General features: G+C 67.1%; 19 protein-coding genes. 8 read left to right on the plus strand and 11 right to left on the minus strand.

Annotated elements, in window-relative coordinates:
- The first annotated feature begins 76 nt into the window (after nt 1-76).
- Nucleotides 77-2197: a glycosyltransferase family 2 protein gene (locus AZC_RS24415; RefSeq protein WP_012170862.1), complete on the plus strand. Its 2121-nt coding sequence runs from the start codon at nt 77-79 to the stop codon at nt 2195-2197.
- 45 nt (nt 2198-2242) lie between these two features.
- Here AZC_RS24415 and AZC_RS12090 read toward each other — a convergent pair whose 3' ends face one another.
- On the minus strand, nt 2243-3040 hold the full coding sequence (locus tag AZC_RS12090; protein WP_012170863.1) for an IclR family transcriptional regulator: 798 nt from the start codon (nt 3038-3040) through the stop codon (nt 2243-2245).
- Nucleotides 3037-4035, minus strand: coding sequence for a 3-hydroxyacyl-CoA dehydrogenase (locus AZC_RS12095; RefSeq protein WP_012170864.1), 999 nt, complete (start codon nt 4033-4035; stop codon nt 3037-3039). The genes AZC_RS12090 and AZC_RS12095 overlap by 4 nt, the downstream gene beginning before the upstream one ends.
- 391 nt (nt 4036-4426) lie before the next feature.
- On the opposite strand from AZC_RS12095, the gene AZC_RS12100 reads away from it, so the two are divergent.
- The 7 genes from AZC_RS12100 (at nt 4427) to AZC_RS12130 (ending at nt 9489) form a co-directional block, all read left to right on the plus strand.
- Nucleotides 4427-5650: an ABC transporter substrate-binding protein gene (locus AZC_RS12100; RefSeq protein ID WP_012170865.1), complete on the plus strand. Its 1224-nt coding sequence runs from the start codon at nt 4427-4429 to the stop codon at nt 5648-5650.
- A 129-nt stretch (nt 5651-5779) separates the two neighbouring features.
- Entirely contained in the window at nt 5780-6055 is a 276-nt protein-coding gene (catC, locus tag AZC_RS12105; RefSeq protein ID WP_012170866.1) for a muconolactone Delta-isomerase, read from the plus strand.
- A 29-nt stretch (nt 6056-6084) separates the two neighbouring features.
- A complete protein-coding gene (locus AZC_RS12110; RefSeq protein ID WP_012170867.1) occupies nt 6085-6393 on the plus strand; it encodes a YciI family protein in 309 nt (102 codons plus the stop codon).
- Nucleotides 6390-7106, plus strand: a complete 717-nt coding sequence (locus AZC_RS12115) for an SDR family oxidoreductase (protein WP_012170868.1) — start codon at nt 6390-6392, stop codon at nt 7104-7106. Before AZC_RS12110 ends, AZC_RS12115 begins: the two co-directional genes overlap by 4 nt.
- A gap of 26 nt (nt 7107-7132) precedes the next feature.
- Complete coding sequence (locus tag AZC_RS12120) at nt 7133-8167, plus strand: cyclase family protein (protein ID WP_043879279.1); 1035 nt, start codon at nt 7133-7135, stop codon at nt 8165-8167.
- 20 nt (nt 8168-8187) lie between these two features.
- Nucleotides 8188-8985 carry a 3-oxoadipate enol-lactonase gene (pcaD, locus tag AZC_RS12125; RefSeq protein ID WP_012170870.1) on the plus strand — a complete coding sequence of 266 codons (798 nt, stop codon included), beginning with the start codon at nt 8188-8190 and terminating at the stop codon, nt 8983-8985.
- A 99-nt stretch (nt 8986-9084) separates the two neighbouring features.
- Nucleotides 9085-9489: a DUF1801 domain-containing protein gene (locus AZC_RS12130; protein WP_012170871.1), complete on the plus strand. Its 405-nt coding sequence runs from the start codon at nt 9085-9087 to the stop codon at nt 9487-9489.
- Nucleotides 9490-9513: 24 nt separating this feature from the next.
- Here AZC_RS12130 and AZC_RS12135 read toward each other — a convergent pair whose 3' ends face one another.
- From AZC_RS12135 to AZC_RS12175, 9 genes are all read right to left on the minus strand, one after another.
- Nucleotides 9514-10296, minus strand: a complete 783-nt coding sequence (locus AZC_RS12135) for a TetR/AcrR family transcriptional regulator (RefSeq protein WP_244421829.1) — start codon at nt 10294-10296, stop codon at nt 9514-9516.
- Between the two features lie 38 nt (nt 10297-10334).
- Nucleotides 10335-11198, minus strand: coding sequence for a sugar phosphate isomerase/epimerase family protein (locus tag AZC_RS12140; protein ID WP_043880263.1), 864 nt, complete (start codon nt 11196-11198; stop codon nt 10335-10337).
- A 40-nt stretch (nt 11199-11238) separates the two neighbouring features.
- Nucleotides 11239-12432 (minus strand): dihydrodipicolinate synthase family protein, encoded by a 1194-nt coding sequence (locus AZC_RS12145; RefSeq protein ID WP_012170874.1) that lies wholly within the window; start codon nt 12430-12432, stop codon nt 11239-11241.
- Nucleotides 12433-12639: 207 nt separating this feature from the next.
- Nucleotides 12640-13824 carry a Gfo/Idh/MocA family protein gene (locus AZC_RS12150; RefSeq protein WP_012170875.1) on the minus strand — a complete coding sequence of 395 codons (1185 nt, stop codon included), beginning with the start codon at nt 13822-13824 and terminating at the stop codon, nt 12640-12642.
- Nucleotides 13821-15212: an enolase C-terminal domain-like protein gene (locus AZC_RS12155; protein ID WP_012170876.1), complete on the minus strand. Its 1392-nt coding sequence runs from the start codon at nt 15210-15212 to the stop codon at nt 13821-13823. Before AZC_RS12155 ends, AZC_RS12150 begins: the two co-directional genes overlap by 4 nt.
- 7 nt (nt 15213-15219) lie before the next feature.
- A complete protein-coding gene (locus AZC_RS12160; RefSeq protein ID WP_043880264.1) occupies nt 15220-16041 on the minus strand; it encodes an ABC transporter ATP-binding protein in 822 nt (273 codons plus the stop codon).
- Between the two features lie 60 nt (nt 16042-16101).
- Nucleotides 16102-17118: an ABC transporter substrate-binding protein gene (locus AZC_RS12165; protein WP_043879280.1), complete on the minus strand. Its 1017-nt coding sequence runs from the start codon at nt 17116-17118 to the stop codon at nt 16102-16104.
- Between the two features lie 72 nt (nt 17119-17190).
- The gene (locus tag AZC_RS12170; protein ID WP_012170879.1) at nt 17191-18000 is read right to left on the minus strand and encodes an ABC transporter permease; all 810 of its coding nucleotides are present in this window, start codon (nt 17998-18000) and stop codon (nt 17191-17193) included.
- Nucleotides 18001-18307: 307 nt separating this feature from the next.
- Nucleotides 18308-19249 (minus strand): LysR substrate-binding domain-containing protein, encoded by a 942-nt coding sequence (locus AZC_RS12175; protein ID WP_043879281.1) that lies wholly within the window; start codon nt 19247-19249, stop codon nt 18308-18310.
- Nucleotides 19250-19316 lie beyond the last annotated feature (67 nt).

Genomic DNA, 19316 nt, shown 5'->3' on the forward strand with positions numbered 1-19316 from the left:
TGCCCGGCCGGCGGCTTGGTGCTTCAACCGCGCTGGCGGCCGCGTCCGGCCGTGTTTTCAGGAAAAATCCGGCGCGATGTCCGACCTCATTCCGCCCCGCCCGTTGCGGGTGCGCCGCACCGCCGAAGGCGCCGCCGAGATCGCGCTGCCGCTTCCCATCCGCTGGCGGGCGCGCCGGCGGGGCTATGCCCTCGTGTTCTGGCTCGGCGGCACCATATCGCGCAACGGTCGCTTCGTGGATCGCACCGGCCGGCCGCTCGGACCCGCGACGCTGGAGCCGGGCACCACGGGCGCGTTCGTGCCGAAAGGGGCGGTGGCGCTGCTGCTGCCAGATGCGCCGACGGATCTGACCATCGGCTATTTCCCACGCACCAAGGTGGAGTTGAAGCTTCATGCCTTCGCGGCCGGTCGGTTCGCGCCTAGCTCGGTGTTGAAGCGCTGGAAAGCGGCAACCATCGCCGCCCGCGACCTGCGCGGCCTCCATGGCGCGCTGCTTCAGGCCGGCCCTGCCCATGCGCAGGAACAGGCGGCCTTCTACCGCGCCTATCGGGCCCGGTTCGTCGAGGACTTCGCCACCGTTCCTGCGAAGGAGGCGGCCCCGCCCCTCGCCTTCATCAGCGCCCTGACTGCCGCTGCGGATGTCGCGCGCGTGGCCGCGGCCCTCGCCGGACAGACCGACCCCAACTGGCAGTGGGTTATCCTGCACCCCGAAGGCGCCCCGCCCGTTCTTCCGCCTTCCGATGCGCGTATCCGTCTCGTGGCCCATGCCGCTCCCGAGGGACCGGAGGCCTTCAATGCGGCCAGCGCGCTCGTTCCGGCCGCGCTGGTCGCGCCCCTCGATCCGCGCGGCACGCCGACCCGCGATGCCGTCGCTATGATCCGCGCCGCCTTCGCCGTTCATCCCGGTTGTGCGCTGCTTTATACGGACGAGGAGCGCCTCGATGAGACCGGCACGCCGGTCGACGGCCTCTTCAAGCCGGCCTTCAACCGGCATCTCCTGCGCAGCCTCGATTATGTGGGGGCCCTCCGCGTCTTCTCGCCTGCCCGGCTGGCCGAGATCGGCGGGGCGCGCGCCGATTTCGGCGCCGCCTGGGCCTATGACCTGCTGCTGCGGGCGGCCGAACCGCTCGATCCCGCACGCATCCTGCACCTGCCGCGCGTCGCCTTCTCCCGCCCGCCGGAGATGGGCGACGGCACCTTCGCGCCGCACGTGGTGGCGGACGCCGCCGCCGCGCTCAAGGCCGCGACCGGCGTTGCCGAGGTCGAGGCCGCCGCGGGACGCCTCCAGCCGGTCTATCCGCTGCCGGAGGATACGCCGCTCGTCTCCTTCGTGATCCCCACCCGCGACCGGGCCGATCTGCTGGGGTTGGCGCTGCGTTCGATGATCGCGCTGACGCGCTATCGCAATTTCGAGATCGTGGTGGTGGACAACGGCTCGGTGGAGCCGGCGACCTTCGCGCTGTTCGAGGAGATCAAGGCCGCCTGGCCGCGCACGGTCATCGTGCGGGACGACGGCGGCTTCAATTATCCGCGCATCTGCAATCTCGGCGTCGAGGCCGCCTCCGGCAGCCTGATCGGCCTCCTCAACAACGACATCGAGGTGGTGGAGCCGGGCTGGCTGGACGAGATGGTGGCGCTCGCCGCTCTGCCGGGCACCGGGGTGGTCGGCGCCAAGCTGCTGTTCCCCGATCGCTCCATCCAGCATGCGGGCGTGATCTGCGGCCTGTTCGATTATGCCGCCCACTGGTTCGCTCATGCGGATCAGGATGAACCCGGCTATCAGGGGCGGCTGCACAGCCGGCAGAATCTGTCCGCCGTCACAGCGGCCTGCCTCCTGATCTCCCGCGCCTGTTGGGAAGCTATCGGCCCGCTCGATGCCGAGCGCTTTGCCGAGGATTGCAACGACATCGACCTGTGCCTCAGGGCGGTGGCGGCGGGCTATGAGCTGGTGTGGACGCCCTTCGCTTGCCTCATCCACCACGAATCCGCCTCGCGCGGGAAGCGTCGCAGCAAGGCGCATCGGGAACGGCTGAAGGCCCAGCGCCGCCGCTTCGTGGAGCGCTGGCGGTCGGAATCGCTCATCGACCCGCACTACAATCCGAACCTGCGGCGCAAGAGCCTCTACGCGGCGCTGGCCAAGGCCCCCGAAGGCCCGCGCGAAGCCCGCACCTGCGCCGTGCCGAAGCCCCTCACTTAGAAGCTGCCCCGCGAGCCTGCTGCGGGGCGCGGATCGAGGCGAGGCCTATTGCGGCAGGGCGGCGGAAATGCGCTGGGCGGCGTCCAGAAGCACGGGCAGGAAGCGGTTGCGCATGGCCTCAAGAGGGGTGCGCCCCTCATGGGTCGAGACGTTGAGCGCAGCCAGCACCTCGCCGCGGCGATTTCGGATCGGGACGGCAATGGAGCGCAGGCCCAGTTCGAGTTCTTGATCCACCAGCGCCCAGCCCTGCCGGCGCGCCGTTTCCACCTCATCCTTGAGAGCGACCATGGTCGGTACGGTGCGCGGCGTGCGCTTCTCGATCCGCACCCGGTCGTAGAAGGCGGCGAGCTCCGCCGGCGGCAGGCCGGACAGCAGCACCCGACCCATGGAACTGCAATAGGCCGGCAGGCGCGAGCCGATGGACAGCCCGATGGTCATGACCCGCGCCGTGGGCTCGCGCGCCACGTAGACGATGTCCTCGCCGTCCAGAACGGAGAGAGAGCAGGATTCCTGCAGGGCATTCACCACATCCCGCATCACGGGCTGGGCGACCTCCCACATGGGCAGGGAGGACAGATAGGCAAAGCCCAGTTCCAGCACCTTCGGGCGCAGGGCAAACCGCTTGCCGTCCGTCTCCGCAAAGCCCTCGCGCACGAGGGTCAGAAGGAAGCGCCGGGCAGCAGCGCGGGTGAGGCCGGTATGCTGGGCCACTTCGCTGAGCGTCATGCGCGGCTTGTACTGACTGAAGGCCCGCAGCACCTGCAGGCCACGCGCGAGGGACTGGACGTAATCCTTCTCGTCGGCCGCCCCCTCGGCCCGCCCCTCCAGCACCTCGCTCGTCATGCCCCCTCCCGCAGACCGCCGGCGGCGGTGTTCTCCCCGGACGCAGTATAGGGGGGACTTTCCCGTTCGGCAGCACGGGCCTTCATCAGCCGCTCGTCCCGCCAGGCAACCCGTGCGCCCCAGTCTTCCAGGGGCAGCAGCGCCCGTCTTTCAGCCGCAGCACGGGCGACGAGGGTCTCGTCCCATCCGTCCGGCTGGCCCCGCTCGGCGCCCATCTGCCGATAACGCTCGCCCATGCGGCGGGCGTGCTCCTCAAGGCCGCCCTGATAGTTGAGATCGGCCGTCTCGAACGGGCCGATGATCGACCAGCGCAGGCCGAGGCCGGAGGTCATGACCCGATCGATCGACGCCACATCTGCAATGCCCTGCTCCAGCATCCAATAGGCTTCTCTCAGCACAGCCCCTTGCAGCCGGTTGTAGATGAAGCCGTTGACCTCGCGTTGCAGCACCACCGGAACCTGCCCGGCCTGGGCCATGAGGGCGCGGGTGCGCTCGACGGCCTCCGGATCGGTGAAGGGGGCCGGCACGATCTCGACGATGGGCAGGAGATGGGGCGGGTTGGCCGGATGGGCCACGAGGCAGCGTGCGCGCCCCGGAAGGGCCGCCGCGAACTCGGATGCCGGCAGCGACGATGTGGAACTGGCGAGCACCGCCTCCGGCGCCGCCACCGCATCCATGGCACGGAAGACCTGCGTCTTGAGGTCGAGCCGCTCCGGCACGTTCTCCTGGACATGAACGGCGCCGGCGATGGCGGCGCCGACCGTTTCTGCCACTGTGATCCGTGCCATCACAACGCCAGGTGCCTCCGACAGCAGGTCATGGGCGGCGAGCGCGGCCAGGCGTTCCGCCACAGCTCCGAGCACCGCGCTACGCACGGCTGGCGCGGCGTCATGGACGCGCACCTCCCGGCCGGAGCGAGCGAACACGATTGCCCACCCCACCCCCATGCTGCCGCCGCCCACGACAGCCACCGGGCCATTTCGTCCTGTGTCCATGGTGATCACCGATGTGCGAATTGAGGGAAAATGTTCGTTATGCGAACACAAAGCGGGACCCGAAAGCTTTTCAAGCGAGTGCTCGACCGATTTGGGTCGATCGCGCAAGCAAATGCAAGCGGTCTCACATTCGAGTATTTCCGGTTTTGTTGTGCAGGTGCAGCATCGATTATGCTTGACCACAACAGCATGGCAGACGTACCAATTTCCGCATAGATGTTCGACATACGAACACGACGGTTCGAGATGTGGCAATAGGAAGGTCCCGCCTTCCATGCCCGTCCGTCCGAGATTGAGACGCAGTTCAACGCGCATCACGACAGTGATCCTGCGCGTCCTTCGTCATCGACAGCCAGGCTGCCGCATCCCGCTTCAGCCCCCGGGAGGAAACATGAAGACCAAGGCCCTCGCGGCGCCCTTTGCGGCGGCGCTCTTTGCCAGCGCCATGATCGTGACCCCAGCGGCCGCCCAATATGCCGGCGGCGGGGTGAAGATCGGCGTGCTCACCGACATGTCGGGCGCCTATTCGGATCTCGCCGGCGCTGGCTCGGTGGAAGCCGCGAAGATGGCCATCGAGGATTTCGGCAGGCCCATCAACGGCAAGCCGGTGGAACTGGTCTCCGCAGATCACCAGAACAAGGCCGACATCGCCTCCGCTACCGCCCGCAAGTGGTACGACACGCAGGACGTGGATGCGATCTTCGACATCAACGGCTCGGTGGCCGCGCTCGCGGTGCGCGAGGTCTCCCGCGAGAAGGGCAAGGTCGACATCAATTCCGGCGCCGCTGCGATGGCGCTAACCAACAAGGCCTGCTCGCCCACCGGCCTGCACTGGACCTATGACGTCTATTCGCTGGCCGCCGGCACCGGCAACGCGCTGGTGAGCGAGGGTTTCAAGACCTGGTACTTCATCACGGCGGACTACACCTTCGGCCACGATCTTGAGAACCAGGTGGCGAAGATCGTGAAGGAGAAGGGCGGCACGGTGAAGGGCTCGGTGGCCCATCCGTTCGGCTCTCCGGACGTGTCCTCCTACCTGCTTCAGGCGCAGGGCTCGGGGGCCAAGATCATCGCAATGGCGAACGCTGGCGCCGACACGATCAACACCATCAAGCAGGCGCGCGAATTCGGCATCACGCAGGGCGGCCAGACGCTGGCGGCGCTGCTGCTGTTCATAACGGACATCCACTCCGTGGGCCTCGAAGCCGCACAGGGCATGGTGCTGACCACCGGCTTCTACTGGGACACGGACGAGAAGACCCGCGCCTTCTCCAAGCGCTTCGCCGCCCGGATGAACGGCAAGATGCCCACCATGGTGCATGCGGGCGTCTATTCGTCGGTCCTGCATTATCTCAAGGCCGCGGAAGCCGCCGGCACCGACGACGGCGAGAAGGTGGTGGCCAAGATGCGCGAGTTGCCCATCGACGACATGTTCGCGAAGAACGGCAAGATCCGTGCGGACGGCCGCATGGTGCACGACATGTATCTGGCGAAGGTGAAGTCCCCCAAGGAGTCGAAGGGCGCGTGGGACTATTACCAGATCGTCCGCGTCATCCCCGGCGACGAGGCCTTCCAGCCGCTCAGCGAGAGCACCTGCCCGCTCGTCAAGAAGTGAGCCTCCGGCGTGCCGGGCCGCTCGAGCCCGGCCGCCCGTTGGGGGGAACCGGCCGCGCCGGATTGTCCGTCCCCTTTAGCTTCAGGCCGCAGGACGTTCCGTCCGCCGCCCCTCACGAGAGCCAGGGTCATGCTGTTCCACGTCGAAATGCAGGTGAACATTCCGCACGATTTTCCGGCCGAGAAGGCGGATGCGATAAAGGCGGCGGAGAAGGCCTATGCGCAGGACCTCCAGCGGCAGGGCAAGTGGCTCCACCTCTGGCGCATCGCCGGGCGCTACGCCAACGTGTCCATCTTCGACGTGGAGAGCGTGGACGAACTGCACCAGCTTCTCTCCTCGCTCCCGCTGTTCCCGTTCATGGACATCAAGGTGACGCCACTCGCCCGTCATCCCTCCGCCATCTGAGGACGCAGGCCTGAAGGGGACGCGCTCACATGCCCTACATGATCGAGACTTTCGACAAGCCCGGCACACTGGACCTGCGCGCCCGGGAGCGCGATGCACACCTCGCCTTCCTTGATGCGCACAAGCACCTGCTTCTGGCGTGCGGCGCCAAGCTGGACGACGAGGGCAATGCCTCCGGTGGCGGGCTCTATGTGGTGGCACTGGAGACGCGGGCCGAGGCGGAAGCCTTCATCGCAGTTGATCCCTTCTTCACCGCAGGCCTGTTCGAACGCGTTCAGATCACCCGCTGGCGCAAGGCCTATGTGGATGGCGTGTGCTATCTGCCGGAGGCGAAATGACGGACCGCACGCTGGTCACAGGCGGAGCGGGCGGCATCGGCCTCGCGGTGGCCCGGCAGGAGCGCATGGCCGGCCGTGCGGTGGTGGTGCTGGACCGCGAGCCGCCGCCCGACCTTGAGGCCCGCTTCCTCTGCGTGGACCTGATGAGCGAGGCGGCGACTGCGCAGGCGCTCACCGAGGCGCTCTCCGAGGGCCCGATCACCCGCCTCGTGAACAATGTGGGCATGGTGCGCCCTGCCAGCCTCGATGACACGACGGCGGAGGATTTCGCAGCCGTCATGCGGCTCAATCTCGGCGTCGCCATTCAGGTCACGCAGGCGCTGGTGCCCGGCATGCGGGCCGCCCGCTTCGGCCGCATCGTCAATGTGTCCAGCCGCGCAGCCTATGGCAAGGAACTGCGCACCGCTTACGCCGCCAGCAAGGCCGGCCTTCTCGGCGCCACCCGCACCTGGGCTCTGGAACTGGGGCGGGACGGCATCACGGTGAACGCCGTGGCGCCCGGACCCATTGCAACGCCGCTGTTCACCGCAGCCAACCCGCCGGATGCTCCCCGCACCCGCGCCATCGTGGAGGCAATCCCCGTGGGCCGCATGGGCACGCCGGAAGATGTGGCGCAGGCCGTGAGCTTCTTCCTCGGCGAATCTGCCGGCTTCATCACCGGCCAGACGCTGCCGGTCTGCGGCGGAATCACCGTTGGCAAGGGCGCGAACTGAGGCCAATGCCCCATAGGGAGAACACCATGTCGTCCGATCGCCGCTGGGTCCGCCGTCCGGAAGGCTCCACCTGGGGCGATTTTGGTCCGGACGACGAACTCGGTCGCCTGAACCTCATCACACCCGACAAGGTCCGCGCCGCCGTGGCCGAGGTGTCGGAAGGGCGCACCTTCTGCCTCAGCCTGCCGCTCGACAGGCCCGGCGGGAACGTCCTGAATGTGCGGCGTGTGCCGCCCGTGCTGAAGCCCACCGGTCCGGACGACAATCCGCGCTTCAATGCCATGCTCTGCGCGGATGACGCCTGCTTCGTGGACGTGGTCTGCGACGACAAGGTGGAGATCTGCCTGCAATATTCCACCCAGTGGGACAGCTTCGCCCATGTGGGCGCCCTGTTCGATGTCAGCGGCGAGGGGCGCCCCGAGCCGGTCTATTACAACGGCTTCCGCGCGGGCATCGACATCGTGGGCCCGCGCGAGGCGGCCGAACGGGGCATCGCCCCCGGCGCCCACCGTCTGGGCATCCAGAATGCGGCGGCCCATGGCGTCCAGGGACGCGGCGTTCTCGTGGATCTCCTTTCCCCCTTCGGAACGGATCGCCATCTGGTGGGCTATGATGATCTGATGCGGGCCATGGAGGCTCAGGGCGTCAGCGTGGAGGAGGCAGATATCCTGTGCCTCTACACCGGCTTCACGCAGGTCATCATGGGGATGGGCGGCCAACCGGACGGCGCCGTTCTCGCCCGGAGTTGCGCCGCGCTCGATGGGCGCGACGCGCGCCTCCTCCAGTGGATCGCCGACAGCCGCATTTCGGCGCTGGTTGCCGACAATTATGCGGTGGAGCAATTGCCGGCCAAGCGCCTTGCCTCCAATGCGCAGGCCTCGATGCCGCTCCACCATCACTGCCTTTTCAAGCTGGGCGTGCCGCTGGGCGAACTGTGGTGGCTTGCCGATCTCGCCGCCCATCTGCGCGCCGCCGGCCGCAACCGCTTTCTGCTCACCGCCCCTCCCCTGCGCCTCCCCGGCGCGGTGGGGTCCCCCGTCACGCCGATTGCCACCGTCTGAACGCTCCGCCGGAGACCTGCATGCCCTTTCTCGCCATCGACGGACGCACCGTTCACTACGCCCTTGAAGGACGTACCGACGCGCCGGTCCTCCTGCTCGCCAACTCTCTGGGGACCGGCTTCCTCGTGTGGGACGCGGTGATGCCGGCGCTCGCCGCGCACTTCAACGTGCTGCGGTACGACATGCGCGGCCACGGCCTCTCCGACGCCGCCCCGCTGGGGGACGAAGCCAGCGGCTATTCCATTGTCGACCTTGCCGGAGATGCCCTTGGGCTTCTGGATGCGCTGGGCATCGCGAAGGCCCATGTGTGCGGCCTCTCCATCGGCGGCATGGTGGCCCAGCACCTGGGCGCCCATGCCCCTGCTCGGGTGGATCGCCTTGTCCTGTGCGACACCGCCATGCAGATCGGCCCGGCGTCGGTCTGGAACGAGCGCGTCGCGGGCATCCGTCGCGATGGCCTTGCCGCCATCGCCCCGGGCGTGATGGGCCGGTGGTTCACCGACGGGTTCCGGGAGCGCGTTCCGCACATCGTGCGCGGCTATGCCAACATGGTGGCCCGCACCACGCTGGACGGCTATGTGGGCTGCGCCCTCGCGGTGCGCGACGCCGACCTCACCGCTTCCGCCGCCCGCATCACGGCTCCCACGCTGGTGGTGGTCGGCGACAAGGACCCCTCCACCCCCCCGGCCGCCGCCGAGGCCATGGCCGCCGCCATTCCCGGCGCGCGGCTGGAATTCATCGCCGATGCCTCGCACATCCCTTGCGTGGAGCAGCCGGAGGTTCTTGCCCGCCTGCTGCTGTCTCATCTGGCGGGTTGAGGGATCGGCGGGAAACGTGTTTGGCGAGCTGGTGCAAGGCTCCTCCTTGGCCCATCCCTATGCCATGCTCGGAGCGCCGACGACACAGGCGAGGGGCTGATGGCAGGCGAAGCCGATAATCCAAGCGCACTGATCGACGCCAAGATCGCCGGGCTGGGCGACTGGCGCGGCGAGACACTCGCCCGGATGCGCAAGCTGATCCGGGACACGGTCCCCGGCGTCGTGGAAACTGTGAAGTGGCGCAAGCCCACCAATCCCGCCGGCGTGCCCGTCTGGGAACAGGACGGAATCATCTGCACGGGCGAGATCTACAAGGCCTATGTAAAGCTCACCTTCCCCAAGGGGGCGCTGCTCGCCGATCCGGCCGGGCTCTTCAATGGCAGCCTGAATGGCCAGTCCATGCGCGCCATCGATATCCGCGAGGGCGACGTCATCGACCCGGGCGCGTTTGCTGAACTGGTCCACGCAGCGGTCGAATTCAACACCGCGAAGATCAAGCGGTGAAAGGGGGGTGACGCTGCCCGCGGCTCAGGTCCTCTGGACCGGATCCGAGCCGAGCGCCGACAGGGTCGCCTCCTGCGGCGGCAGACGCAGGGCATTGAGGACCAGTTCGGCCACATGGGCGCGGCGGGCGGCCAGTTCCTTCTTGGACGCCAGGTCGCGGTTGAGGATGACCGACAGCGTGAAGATGTTCGAGAAATAGAAATAGGACAGGCCGGCAATGGAGATCCAGAGCTGCGCCGGATCGTGTCCGTCCCGGAACACGCCCTCCTTCACGCCCCGCTCGACGATGGCGCTGATCATGCCGATAAGCGGTGAATGCATGTCCTTCACCCGCTCGGATTCCTTCAGGTGCCGGGCCTGATGCAGGTTTTCGCTGTTCAGCAGGTTGATGAAGGTGCGCTCGCCGATGAAGCTGTCGAACGTGAAGGTCACGAGCCGCCGCATGGCGTCCTCGGGAGAGAGGCTTTCGAGATTGAGCTTCAGTTCCGAGGTGCGCGCTCGCTCGTAGGCGGCCTCCAGCACGGCCAGCCAAAGTCCGCGCTTGGAGCCGAAATAATGATAGATCATCCGCCGGTTGGCGCCCGAGCGCGAGGCGATGGCGTCGATGCCCGCCCCGGCGAAACCGCGGGCGGAAAATTCGGCGGTGGCAGCGGAGAGGATGCTTGCCTTGGTGCGCTCCGGGTCGCGGGTCCGTACCACGCGTCCCCCCTCCGCGGCCTTGGACTTCGCCGGCGCACGGGCACGGCTGGGCGTTTCCGGCGCACCCGCCCCCATGTCCTGCTCGTCCAGCCCGCTCGCACCAGCCACGCGTGCCACTTTGCCCCTCGCTCCAGCCGTTTTGCCGCTTATACGACGGAGCGGTGACGGGAGATACAGGTGCCAAGCACCTCCTCCATCGGCTTCGCCCACCAGTGCTCGGAGAAGATCTCCACTTCCGCGAAGCCTTGATACCCTTGGGCTTCCACCTGTGCGCGGATGGCTTTCAGGTCGATCACGCCGTCACCCATCATGCCGCGGTCGTTCAGCATGTCGGCCATGGGCACCAGCCAGTCGCACACGTGATAGGCCAGCAGCCGATCGCGGCCCGCCCGCACGATCTGGGCGGACAGGTCCGGGTCCCACCAGACATGGAATACATCCAGCGCGACGCCCAGCATCCCGCTCCGCTCCGGGTCCAGCCGGTCGCAGATGTCGAGCGCCTGACCCATGGTGTTCACGCATGCACGGTCAGCGGCATACATGGGATGGAGCGGCTCGATGGCGAGAGGCATGTGGGCGCTGCGGGCGTACTCCAGTAGCGTGCCGATGCCGTCCTCCACCATGGCACGGGCGGCCCCGATGTCCTTCGAAGGCGCCGAGCCCGGCCGGGCATATTGCGGCAGGCCACCCACCACGAGAACGAGGCAGGACGCGCCCAGAGCCTCCGCCTCATCCACCGCGCGGCGGTTGTCGTCGCGCACCTCCGGCAGGCGCGCGGGATCGGCCGGGAACATGCCGCCCCGGCAATAGCCCGAGAGCGCGAGGCCGGTCGCCTTCACCGCCTCAACGGCGCGGGGCAGGCCGATATGGGCCACCTGATCCCGCCAGGGCGAGATGGCGCGGATCTGCGCCCGCGCGCACGCCTCGATGATGGTCGCAAGATCGCCCTGCCTGCGCACCGTCGCGGTGTTGATGGAGAGCAGGCGGTGATCCGCCGAGAAGTCCCTCAGGGCGGGCTTGAGGGCGCTGGGTGCGACACGGTCCTGCATCTCAGGCCTCCACGCCACGCACGGCGAGCACGGCACGCATCCGCTGCACCGCCAGATCCGGATCGGTCAGCAGCCCGGCCCGATCCGCAAGACGGAACAGTTCGGCCAGATGAAGGGTCGAGCGGGCGCTCTCCTGACCGCCGACCATCGTGAAATGGTCCTGATGGCCATTGAGATAGGCCATGAACACCACTCCCGTCTTGTAGAAGCGCGTGGGCGCCCGGAAGATATGGCGCGACAGAGGCACGGTGGGCGCCAGGATGTCGTGGAAGCCCGCCTCGTCACCCGCCGCCAGCGCGGTGAGCGCGGCCGAAGCGGCCGGGGCGATGGCATCGAAAATACCCAGCAAGGCGTGCGAATAGCCCTGCGCGTCTCCGGCGACCAGCTCCGCATAGTTGAAGTCATCGCCCGTATACATGCGCACGGCCGGGTCCAGCCGGCGGCGCATGGCGATCTCCTTGTCCTTGTCGAGGAGCGAAATCTTCACGCCATCGACCTTGGCCGCATGGGCATTGATGATGGCGACCGCCGTATCCATGGCTGCGTCGAGATCGCGCGTGCCCCAGTAGCCGGCGAGCGCGGGATCGAACATGTCGCCCAGCCAGTGGATGATGACCGGCTCGCGCACCTGGCTCAGGATGCGGCCATAGACGGTCTCGTAATCCGCCGCCGATGTGCCGATGCGGGCAAGCGCGCGGGAGGCCATCAGGATGATGCGCCCGCCCACCTTCTCCACCGCCGCCACCTGCTCTTCATAGGCGCGGATCACGTCGTCGAGCGACCTTGCGGCCTCAGGTGCGAGGTGGTCCGTGCCCGCTCCGGAAAAGACCAGCGCCTCCGGCCCGTGCGCCTTCGCAGCCTCCACCGAGCGGCGGATCAGGTCCAGCGAGGTCGGCCAGTCGAGACCCATGCCGCGCTGGGCCGTATCCATGGCTTCCGCAACGCCGAGGCCGAGGTCCCATAGGCGCTGCCGATAGGCGATGGTGTGGTCCCAGTCGATGGCGGCTTCGAGCCACGGATCGCTGGCCGCCAGCGGGTCCGCCACCACATGGGCGGCGGAAAAGGCGATGCGGTTCATCGGCCCCGACGCACGCGCGGGAAAATCGCGGGGGGCCGAGAGCTTGAACGTCTCAAGCCCGCCCCCGGCGAGCGGCAGGCGAAGGGACAGGGCGGTGGCGTTCGCGCGTTCGTTCATCGTTTCTGATCCTTCTTGGTCGCGGCTCCGCCGCCGCTGAAACCCATGTCCCCGTGGTCCGGTCCGAGCGCCCCCGTGCGCTGCGTCCCTAAGGTCATGGCCAGGCGTGTCCCGGCCATGACCGTGGTTCGGCTAGGTGCGCGGATGGTGGGATGTCATGCCCGGACCAGCTCCGGACACGACGGCCGTGCCTGAAGGTGCAGCCCCTCACTCGGCGGCTTGCAGGACGGCCCGTTCGGACGCTTCCAGCGTCGGCACGTCGATCCAGCGGCGCTCCTTCCAGCTCTGGAGCGCGCATTCCACGAGTTGCACGCCCTTGGCGCCTTCGCGGAGCGTGAAGCGATAGGGCGCATCCTCCACCACGTGGCGGATGAACATCTCCCACTGCACCTTGAAGCCGTTGTCGAACACCGCCGTGTCGGGCACCGGCTGCCAGTGGTTGTAGAAGTCCATGGTCTGCTTCTGGTCCGGGTTCCACACCGGGCGCGGGGTGCCGACGCGGGACTGGAAGACACAGTCCGAAAGCCCCGCCACCGCCGAACCCAGCGTGCCGTCCACCTGGAACGTCACCAGGTCGTCGCGATAGACGCGGGTGCACCAGGACATGTTGATGTGGGCGATCACGCCGTCCTGAAGCTCGAAGGTGGCATAAGCGGCATCATCCGCCGTCGCCTCATAGGGCTGGCCGCGCTCGTCCACGCGGGAGGGGATGTGGGTCGCGCCGAGACAGGACACCGACTTCACTTCGCCGAAGAGATTGTCCAGCACGTAGCGCCAGTGGCAGACCATATCGAGGATCATGCCGCCGCCCTCCTGCGAACGGTAATTCCAGGAGGGGCGCTGCGCCGGCTGGCCCCAGTCTCCCTCAAACACCCAGTAACCGAACTCCCCGCGCACCGAGATCATGCGGCCGAAGAAGCCGGAATCCCGCAGCAGCTTGAGCTTCTGAAGGCCGGGCAGGAAGAGCTTGTCCTGCACCACGCCGTTCTTCACGCCCTTCTCCTCCGCGAGGCGGCAGATGCGGACGGCTTCCGGCAGATTGGTGGCGATGGGCTTCTCGCAATAGACATGCTTGCCGGCGCGGATGGCCTTTTCCAGCAGGATGGGACGCATCTGGGTGGTGGCGGCGTCGAAGAAGATTTCGTTGCCGGGATCGGCCAGGGCGGCGTCGAGGTCCGTGCCCCAGCGCTCGATGCCATACTGCTTCGCGAGCCCTTCCACCTTGTCCGCATTGCGGCCGATGAGGATGGGATCGAGCTGCACTTTCGTGCCGTCGGAAAGGGGCACGCCCCCCTGCGCGCGGATGGCCACCACGGAGCGGATGAGGTGCTGGTTCAGCCCCATTCGCCCGGTGATGCCGTTCATGATGAGGCCGAGGCGCTTCTGGGTCATGCCGGTATCTCCTGATGAAGTCTGGTTTCGGGAAGCGTGACGGGCGCAAGGCTCGCCCAGTCGGGTTCGGCCCGCCCGGCAAAGCCGGGGGCGGAGAGCAGGGAGGCGGTGGCCAATACGCCGCGCGAGACATCGAGCGCGGCGCCCGCATCCGTGAGGCGATAGAGATCCGGGTGCGCCGCCGCGAAGGCGCCGGCCTCTTCCTCGGGCGCGGGACCAAAGCCCGCGACATAATGGTGGCCGTTGCGCTCGCCGTGGGTGAGGCCAAGCGTGGCCACGAGCGCAAGGTCCTGCTGGAGGCCGAGCCCCGGCTGGCAGGTGAGGTCCTCGGCGGTCAGGAAAGTGCCCTCCCCCGCCTGCACCCGCACCGCATTGAGGATGGACTTGTAGAGCCCCTTGCAGGCTTTGGAGGATACGCCGCGATAGCCGAGAGCGATGGCTCGAGGGAAGGCATCGAGGCCGCCATCGGCCTCGTCGATGATGACGGGAATACCATCAAGCGCCGGCGGCAGCGGACGCGTGAAGGTCTCCGTCCGGTCAAACGGCTGCTCGATATAGAGCAGCCGCGCCTTCAGAGGCCTGAGAGCCGGCGTGTCGAGCCCGGCCGCGAGCTGGCAGAGACGCTCGGGGTCGTATTGCTCGTTCGCATCCAGCGTCGCGCGGAAATCCGGCGCGAGATGGGTGAGTAAGGCCGTGATGGCGGCGAGCCGGTCGAGGTCGGCGGCAAGATCGCCACCGATCTTGATCTTGAAGAAGCGCAGCCGAGCGGCTGCGATCTCGGCAGAAAGGCCGTGCGGCCCCTCCAGCGGATCGAGCAAACCGATCGTGTGCCGCACAGCCACGGCCGGGACAGGCGTGAGAGACGCAAGGAGCGCAGGGATCTGCTCAGGAGAGAGGTCACGAGCGTTCCGGGCATCAAGCCCCATCACATTGCGGGAAAGCCCCTCCGGAAACGTCAGGGATAGGGCGCGCAACAGGGCATCCACGACCGCCTTGTCCAGCAAGGCGGGACCGAAATGGGCCGCGAGCGCGGGGATGCCCCGCCCTTCGGCCCAGCCGAGTTGCATGGCCGCCGCATCCGCCGAAAGGCCGTAGGCCGTGGACCATGGGGCATCCGCATAGAGGGCCGCGGCGTGCAGCAGGACCCGGCGCAGGTCGTCGACCGTCTGTTCGGGCGACTTGTGCGGCGCCTTGTCGAACCAGCGCGGCATCATCATCTCGGCCGCCTGTCCCACGGCACGACCCGCGCCTTCTACCTCCAGTTCGATCCGCACGAACGCCTGCGGCGCCGCCTCGACCACGGACGGGCCGAAGCGGAAGGGACGCACGAACGGCATCATCCGTTCGCGGACCTCGACCGACAGGATGCGGAGGCGGGGCGCAGTCATGGCGGGCTCAGTCGATGTGCCCGCGGGCATAGAAGTGGCCGCGCACCTGCTGGGCCAGTTCGGCGAAAGCGGGTGTTCCCATCAGTTCCAGAGCCCGCGGGCGGGGAAGCGGCACGTCGTAGATGGCGGCGATGGAGCCGGGACGGTCCGTCATCACCACCACCCGATCGCCGAGGAAGATGGCTTCCGGAATGGAGTGCGTGATCAGCAGGATGGTCTTGCGGGTCTCGAAATGGATGCGCTGGAGTTCCAGGTTCATCCGCTCCCGAGTCATGGCATCGAGCGCGCCGAAGGGTTCGTCCATCAGGACGATCTTGGGATCGTGGACAAGGGCGCGGCAGATGGCGGTGCGCTGCTGCATCCCGCCGGACAGCTGCCACGGATACTTGTTCTCGAAGTCCGAAAGCCCAGCGGTCGCCAGAAGCTGGCGGGCTCGCGCAAGGTGCGAGGCCTTGTCCAGCCCCCGCACCTCCACGGGCATCATGACGTTGCGCAGAACCGTGCGCCAGGCAAGCAGGACCGGGCTCTGGAATACGATGCCCACGTCATCCGGGGGTTCGGTGACGCGCGTACCGTCGATGACGATCTCACCGTCGCTCGCCGGGATGAGGCCGGCCACCAGCTTCAGCAAGGTGGACTTGCCGCATCCCGAGGGGCCGACCACGGAGATGAACTCGCCCTCGCGGATGTCGAGAGTGATGGGCTTCAGCGAGGGCATCTCGCCGTCGCGCGTCCGGTAGGTCTTGGTCAGGCCGCGGATCTCGATGAGCCGACGGCGCACGTCGGTCGTCTCGTCGCGCGACACGACCCGCAGGGTATTGGCGGCCATGAGGTTCTCCATCGGAGTTCGACTGGTCCGCGCGCCGGACCACCGGCGCGCGGCGACGGGTCAGTTGCCGGCGGCGGGAAGATAGTCGCGCGTATAGAAGGACTTGGTGTTGTCCTTCGCCGAGGCTTCGAGACCGCCGTATTCGATGAGGAGATCCACCGTGGAGGTCATGTCCGCATCGGTGACCTGAAACGGCGGGCGGCCTTTGGTTTCGTCTGTGTGATAAAGGGGCGTCGTCAGCGCGAAGCCCTCCAGCAGCGTCTCGCGCTTGCCCGCCTTGGGCAGGTCCGCGAGCAGCGCATCGACCGCCGCGCCGGGATCCTTCTCCGCACCGATGAAGGCAGCCGTGGTCGCCTTCATGAAGCGGCGGACAAGGTCGGGATTGGACTTCAGCAGGTCCTTGTTGGTGATGATGCCGGACGAGACCATGTGGATGCCGTAGTCGGCGAACATGATCGGACGCACGTCCTTTCCGGTGGCATCCTTCAGCTTCATGCTCTGGTCCATGACATAGCCGAGCAACAGATCGGCGCGGCCGTTGGCGACGGCATTGAGCTTGGTTTGCGCGTCACCCGACACCACCTGGAAATCGGAGGCCCTCAGCCCCGCCTGCTTCAGGAAGAGCGGCCAGATCTGGGACATGGAGTCACCCGGCGTGGTGGCGACGATCTTGCCCTTGATGTCTTCCGGCTTGCGGATGTTCTTGTCAGAAAAGCCCATGACGGACATTGGGCTTTTCTGAAGCGCCACGCCCACGGCCACGACGGGAGCACCCTTGGCGGCGGCGCGGATCATGGTGGGCACGTCCGCATAACCGAACTGCACGGTGCCGGCCGCCACTGCCTGGATGGTGACGGCGGACCCGCGGCCCTCTTGGATGTCGAGATCGATGCCCTCGGCAGCATAAAGGCCCTTGGCCTTGCCGTAGAAGAAGGGCGCGTGCTCGCCATAGACGTACCAGTTGAGCAGCAGCGTCACCTTGTCGGCAGCGGCCGCGGGTATTGCGGTGGCAGCGAGAAGCGAGGCACCCAGCGCGGCGCCAAGGCACCGCAGGGCGGTGCGGCGAACAACGGTCATGATTTCCTCCCGGACATTTTTCTTTGCTGGCGAACGCATCACGCACACAGGGCGCCGCCTTGCGGCGCCGGATCAGGCGGTAGCGAACACGTCCTGCCGCTGGCTGGCGTGCCACGGGACGCACAGACGCTCGATGACATCGACGACCCAGAAGAGCACCACGCCGATGAGCGCCAGCAGGATCAGCGCCGCGAACATGGTGGGGAGCTCGAAATTGCCGATGGAACGTTGGAGCACGAAGCCCAGCCCGGAATTGGCGCCGACGAACTCGCCGACCACCGCCCCCACCACCGCGAGCGTCACCGACACCTTCAGGCCGGCGAATATGGCCGGCATGGCATGGGGCAGGCTCACCATGGCAAAGGTCTGGAGCTTGGAGGCCTTCATGGCGCGAGCGAGATCCCGCATGTCGCCTTCGACGGACTTGAAGCCCTGAACGCCGGCGACGATGACGGGAAAGACCCCGAGCAGGAAGGCGGAGATGACCTTCGGCACCATCCCGAACCCGAACCAGACCACGAAGAGCGGCGCGATGGCGACCTTCGGGATGGATTGGGAGAAGACGAGCAGCGGATAGAGATAGCCCTCCACGGTGCGGGAGCCGGCGATCATCATGGCGAGCGGAATGCCGATCAGCGCGGACAGCGCGAAGCCGGATACCGTCGCGATGGTGGTGGGGATGGCTTCCTGGAGCAGCATGCCGCCTTCCGTCCGGAAGGCCATGAACACATCCCACGGCGCCGGAATGAGATAGGGCGGAATCTTGAACAGCCGCACGCTCACGTCCCACAGCGCGATAAGCACGACAAGAAGCGCGACGGGCTTCACGGACGGCGAATTGAAGAAGGCGTGCGCGGACAATCCCGGGCGTCGTGACGCCATGGCGATCTCCTCCCATGTATCTGCGGGCTCTTGCGGCTCGCTAAATAACTAACCGGTGAATTACATGCAGAGGGTCGAGGCCCTGTCAAGCGGTGCCGCAACGGTGATTGCGGGGCGCCCCGGACGCGTGTCCGTCACGTTGCGGCGCACAAGAAGTAAGAAACGGACGAAAGGCAGTGCCTCGCTCGAGGCCGCCGTGTGAGGCTTCCCTCGAGCACCTTAGGCGTTGCCGCGACAGGCATAAAGGAAGCTGCTGACCTGCCGCTTCTCTCGCCAATGATCCTCTGCTTATCTCCGAGCGGTCACCCTAAGTCGCCGCCGGAAAAGGGGCATCCGGCTCCATGCGGGACCAGTCTTCCGACAGGATCCATTCGCAGAACGCCGCGACGCTCTTGAGCCGCCGATTGGAGCGCGGCAGCACGAGATAGAAGCCCGGCACATCGGCCGGGTCCATGCCCGCCATTGCATCAAGGCCGAAGGGCGCGACGAGTCGACCCGCCTTGAGGTCTTCCTGGGCATCGAGCACGGAAATGAGGCCGATCCCGAGCCCGGAGAGCGTCGCCCGGCGCATGCTGGCGGCGTCGTGGAACTGGATTTCCTTCTGCACCTCGCCCGGATCCACGCCGAGATGGCGCAACACGCGCGGCCAGAGGTTCGTTGCCAGCACCAGATGGAGCAGCGGTGCGGTCCTGAGGTCCTGCGGACTGCGCAGGGCCGAGGCCCGCGCCGGTGAGCAGCAGATCACCTTCGGATCCTGGACCAGCAGCGTCGATTCATAATCCCGCCACTGGCCGAAGCCCCACTGAATGGCCGCATCCACCTCGTCGGCTGAAAAGTCCGGGAGCTCCACCATCGTCTTCAGCCGGATATCCGCACCGGGTAGACGATCGCGGAATCGATCGAGCCGGTCCACGAGATAGCGCGTCGCGAAATAGGGGCTGGCATTCAGGTTGATGCGGTTGCGATGGCCCACCTTGCAGATGCGCCTGACCCCCTCGCGGAACTCGTCGAAGCCACTCTGCACGTAATGGGAGAGGAGAATGGCCTCTTCAGTGGGTTCGATCGCCCGTCCCCGTCGATCGAACAGAGGCACCGCGAGGGTGTCTTCCAGAAGCTTGATCTGCTGGCCCACAGCCTGCGGGGAGACAAGCAGTTCGTCCGCGGCGCTGCGGAAACTGCCGTGACGCATGACCGCGTGGAACACCCGCAGGGCATTGAGAGGGGGCAGACGAACGGTATCGGACCTCATCGCCAGCCCTTGTCCCCCGGATCGATGCACGGCAGCGGGCGCAAGGCTAGGCCCGCGTGCCCGCCAT

Origin of the sequence: Azorhizobium caulinodans ORS 571 (assembly GCF_000010525.1) — a bacterium.
Lineage (GTDB): Bacteria > Pseudomonadota > Alphaproteobacteria > Rhizobiales > Xanthobacteraceae > Azorhizobium > Azorhizobium caulinodans.

Excerpts from the sequence above, each read along its gene's own strand:
- AZC_RS12130 (WP_012170871.1), top strand. The coding sequence starts at position 9,085 with ATGGCAGGCGAAGCCGATAATCCAAGCGCACTGATCGACGCCAAGATC.
- AZC_RS12120 (WP_043879279.1), top strand. The coding sequence starts at position 7,133 with ATGTCGTCCGATCGCCGCTGGGTCCGCCGTCCGGAAGGCTCCACCTGG.
- AZC_RS12110 (WP_012170867.1), top strand. The coding sequence starts at position 6,085 with ATGCCCTACATGATCGAGACTTTCGACAAGCCCGGCACACTGGACCTG.
- AZC_RS12165 (WP_043879280.1), bottom strand. The coding sequence starts at position 17,118 with ATGACCGTTGTTCGCCGCACCGCCCTGCGGTGCCTTGGCGCCGCGCTG.
- AZC_RS12100 (WP_012170865.1), top strand. The coding sequence starts at position 4,427 with ATGAAGACCAAGGCCCTCGCGGCGCCCTTTGCGGCGGCGCTCTTTGCC.
- AZC_RS12160 (WP_043880264.1), bottom strand. The coding sequence starts at position 16,041 with ATGGCCGCCAATACCCTGCGGGTCGTGTCGCGCGACGAGACGACCGAC.
- AZC_RS12155 (WP_012170876.1), bottom strand. The coding sequence starts at position 15,212 with ATGACTGCGCCCCGCCTCCGCATCCTGTCGGTCGAGGTCCGCGAACGG.
- catC (WP_012170866.1), top strand. The coding sequence starts at position 5,780 with ATGCTGTTCCACGTCGAAATGCAGGTGAACATTCCGCACGATTTTCCG.
- AZC_RS12150 (WP_012170875.1), bottom strand. The coding sequence starts at position 13,824 with ATGACCCAGAAGCGCCTCGGCCTCATCATGAACGGCATCACCGGGCGA.
- AZC_RS12090 (WP_012170863.1), bottom strand. The coding sequence starts at position 3,040 with ATGACGAGCGAGGTGCTGGAGGGGCGGGCCGAGGGGGCGGCCGACGAG.
- AZC_RS12115 (WP_012170868.1), top strand. The coding sequence starts at position 6,390 with ATGACGGACCGCACGCTGGTCACAGGCGGAGCGGGCGGCATCGGCCTC.
- AZC_RS12175 (WP_043879281.1), bottom strand. The coding sequence starts at position 19,249 with ATGAGGTCCGATACCGTTCGTCTGCCCCCTCTCAATGCCCTGCGGGTG.
- AZC_RS12145 (WP_012170874.1), bottom strand. The coding sequence starts at position 12,432 with ATGAACGAACGCGCGAACGCCACCGCCCTGTCCCTTCGCCTGCCGCTC.
- AZC_RS24415 (WP_012170862.1), top strand. The coding sequence starts at position 77 with ATGTCCGACCTCATTCCGCCCCGCCCGTTGCGGGTGCGCCGCACCGCC.
- AZC_RS12095 (WP_012170864.1), bottom strand. The coding sequence starts at position 4,035 with ATGGACACAGGACGAAATGGCCCGGTGGCTGTCGTGGGCGGCGGCAGC.
- pcaD (WP_012170870.1), top strand. The coding sequence starts at position 8,188 with ATGCCCTTTCTCGCCATCGACGGACGCACCGTTCACTACGCCCTTGAA.
- AZC_RS12170 (WP_012170879.1), bottom strand. The coding sequence starts at position 18,000 with ATGGCGTCACGACGCCCGGGATTGTCCGCGCACGCCTTCTTCAATTCG.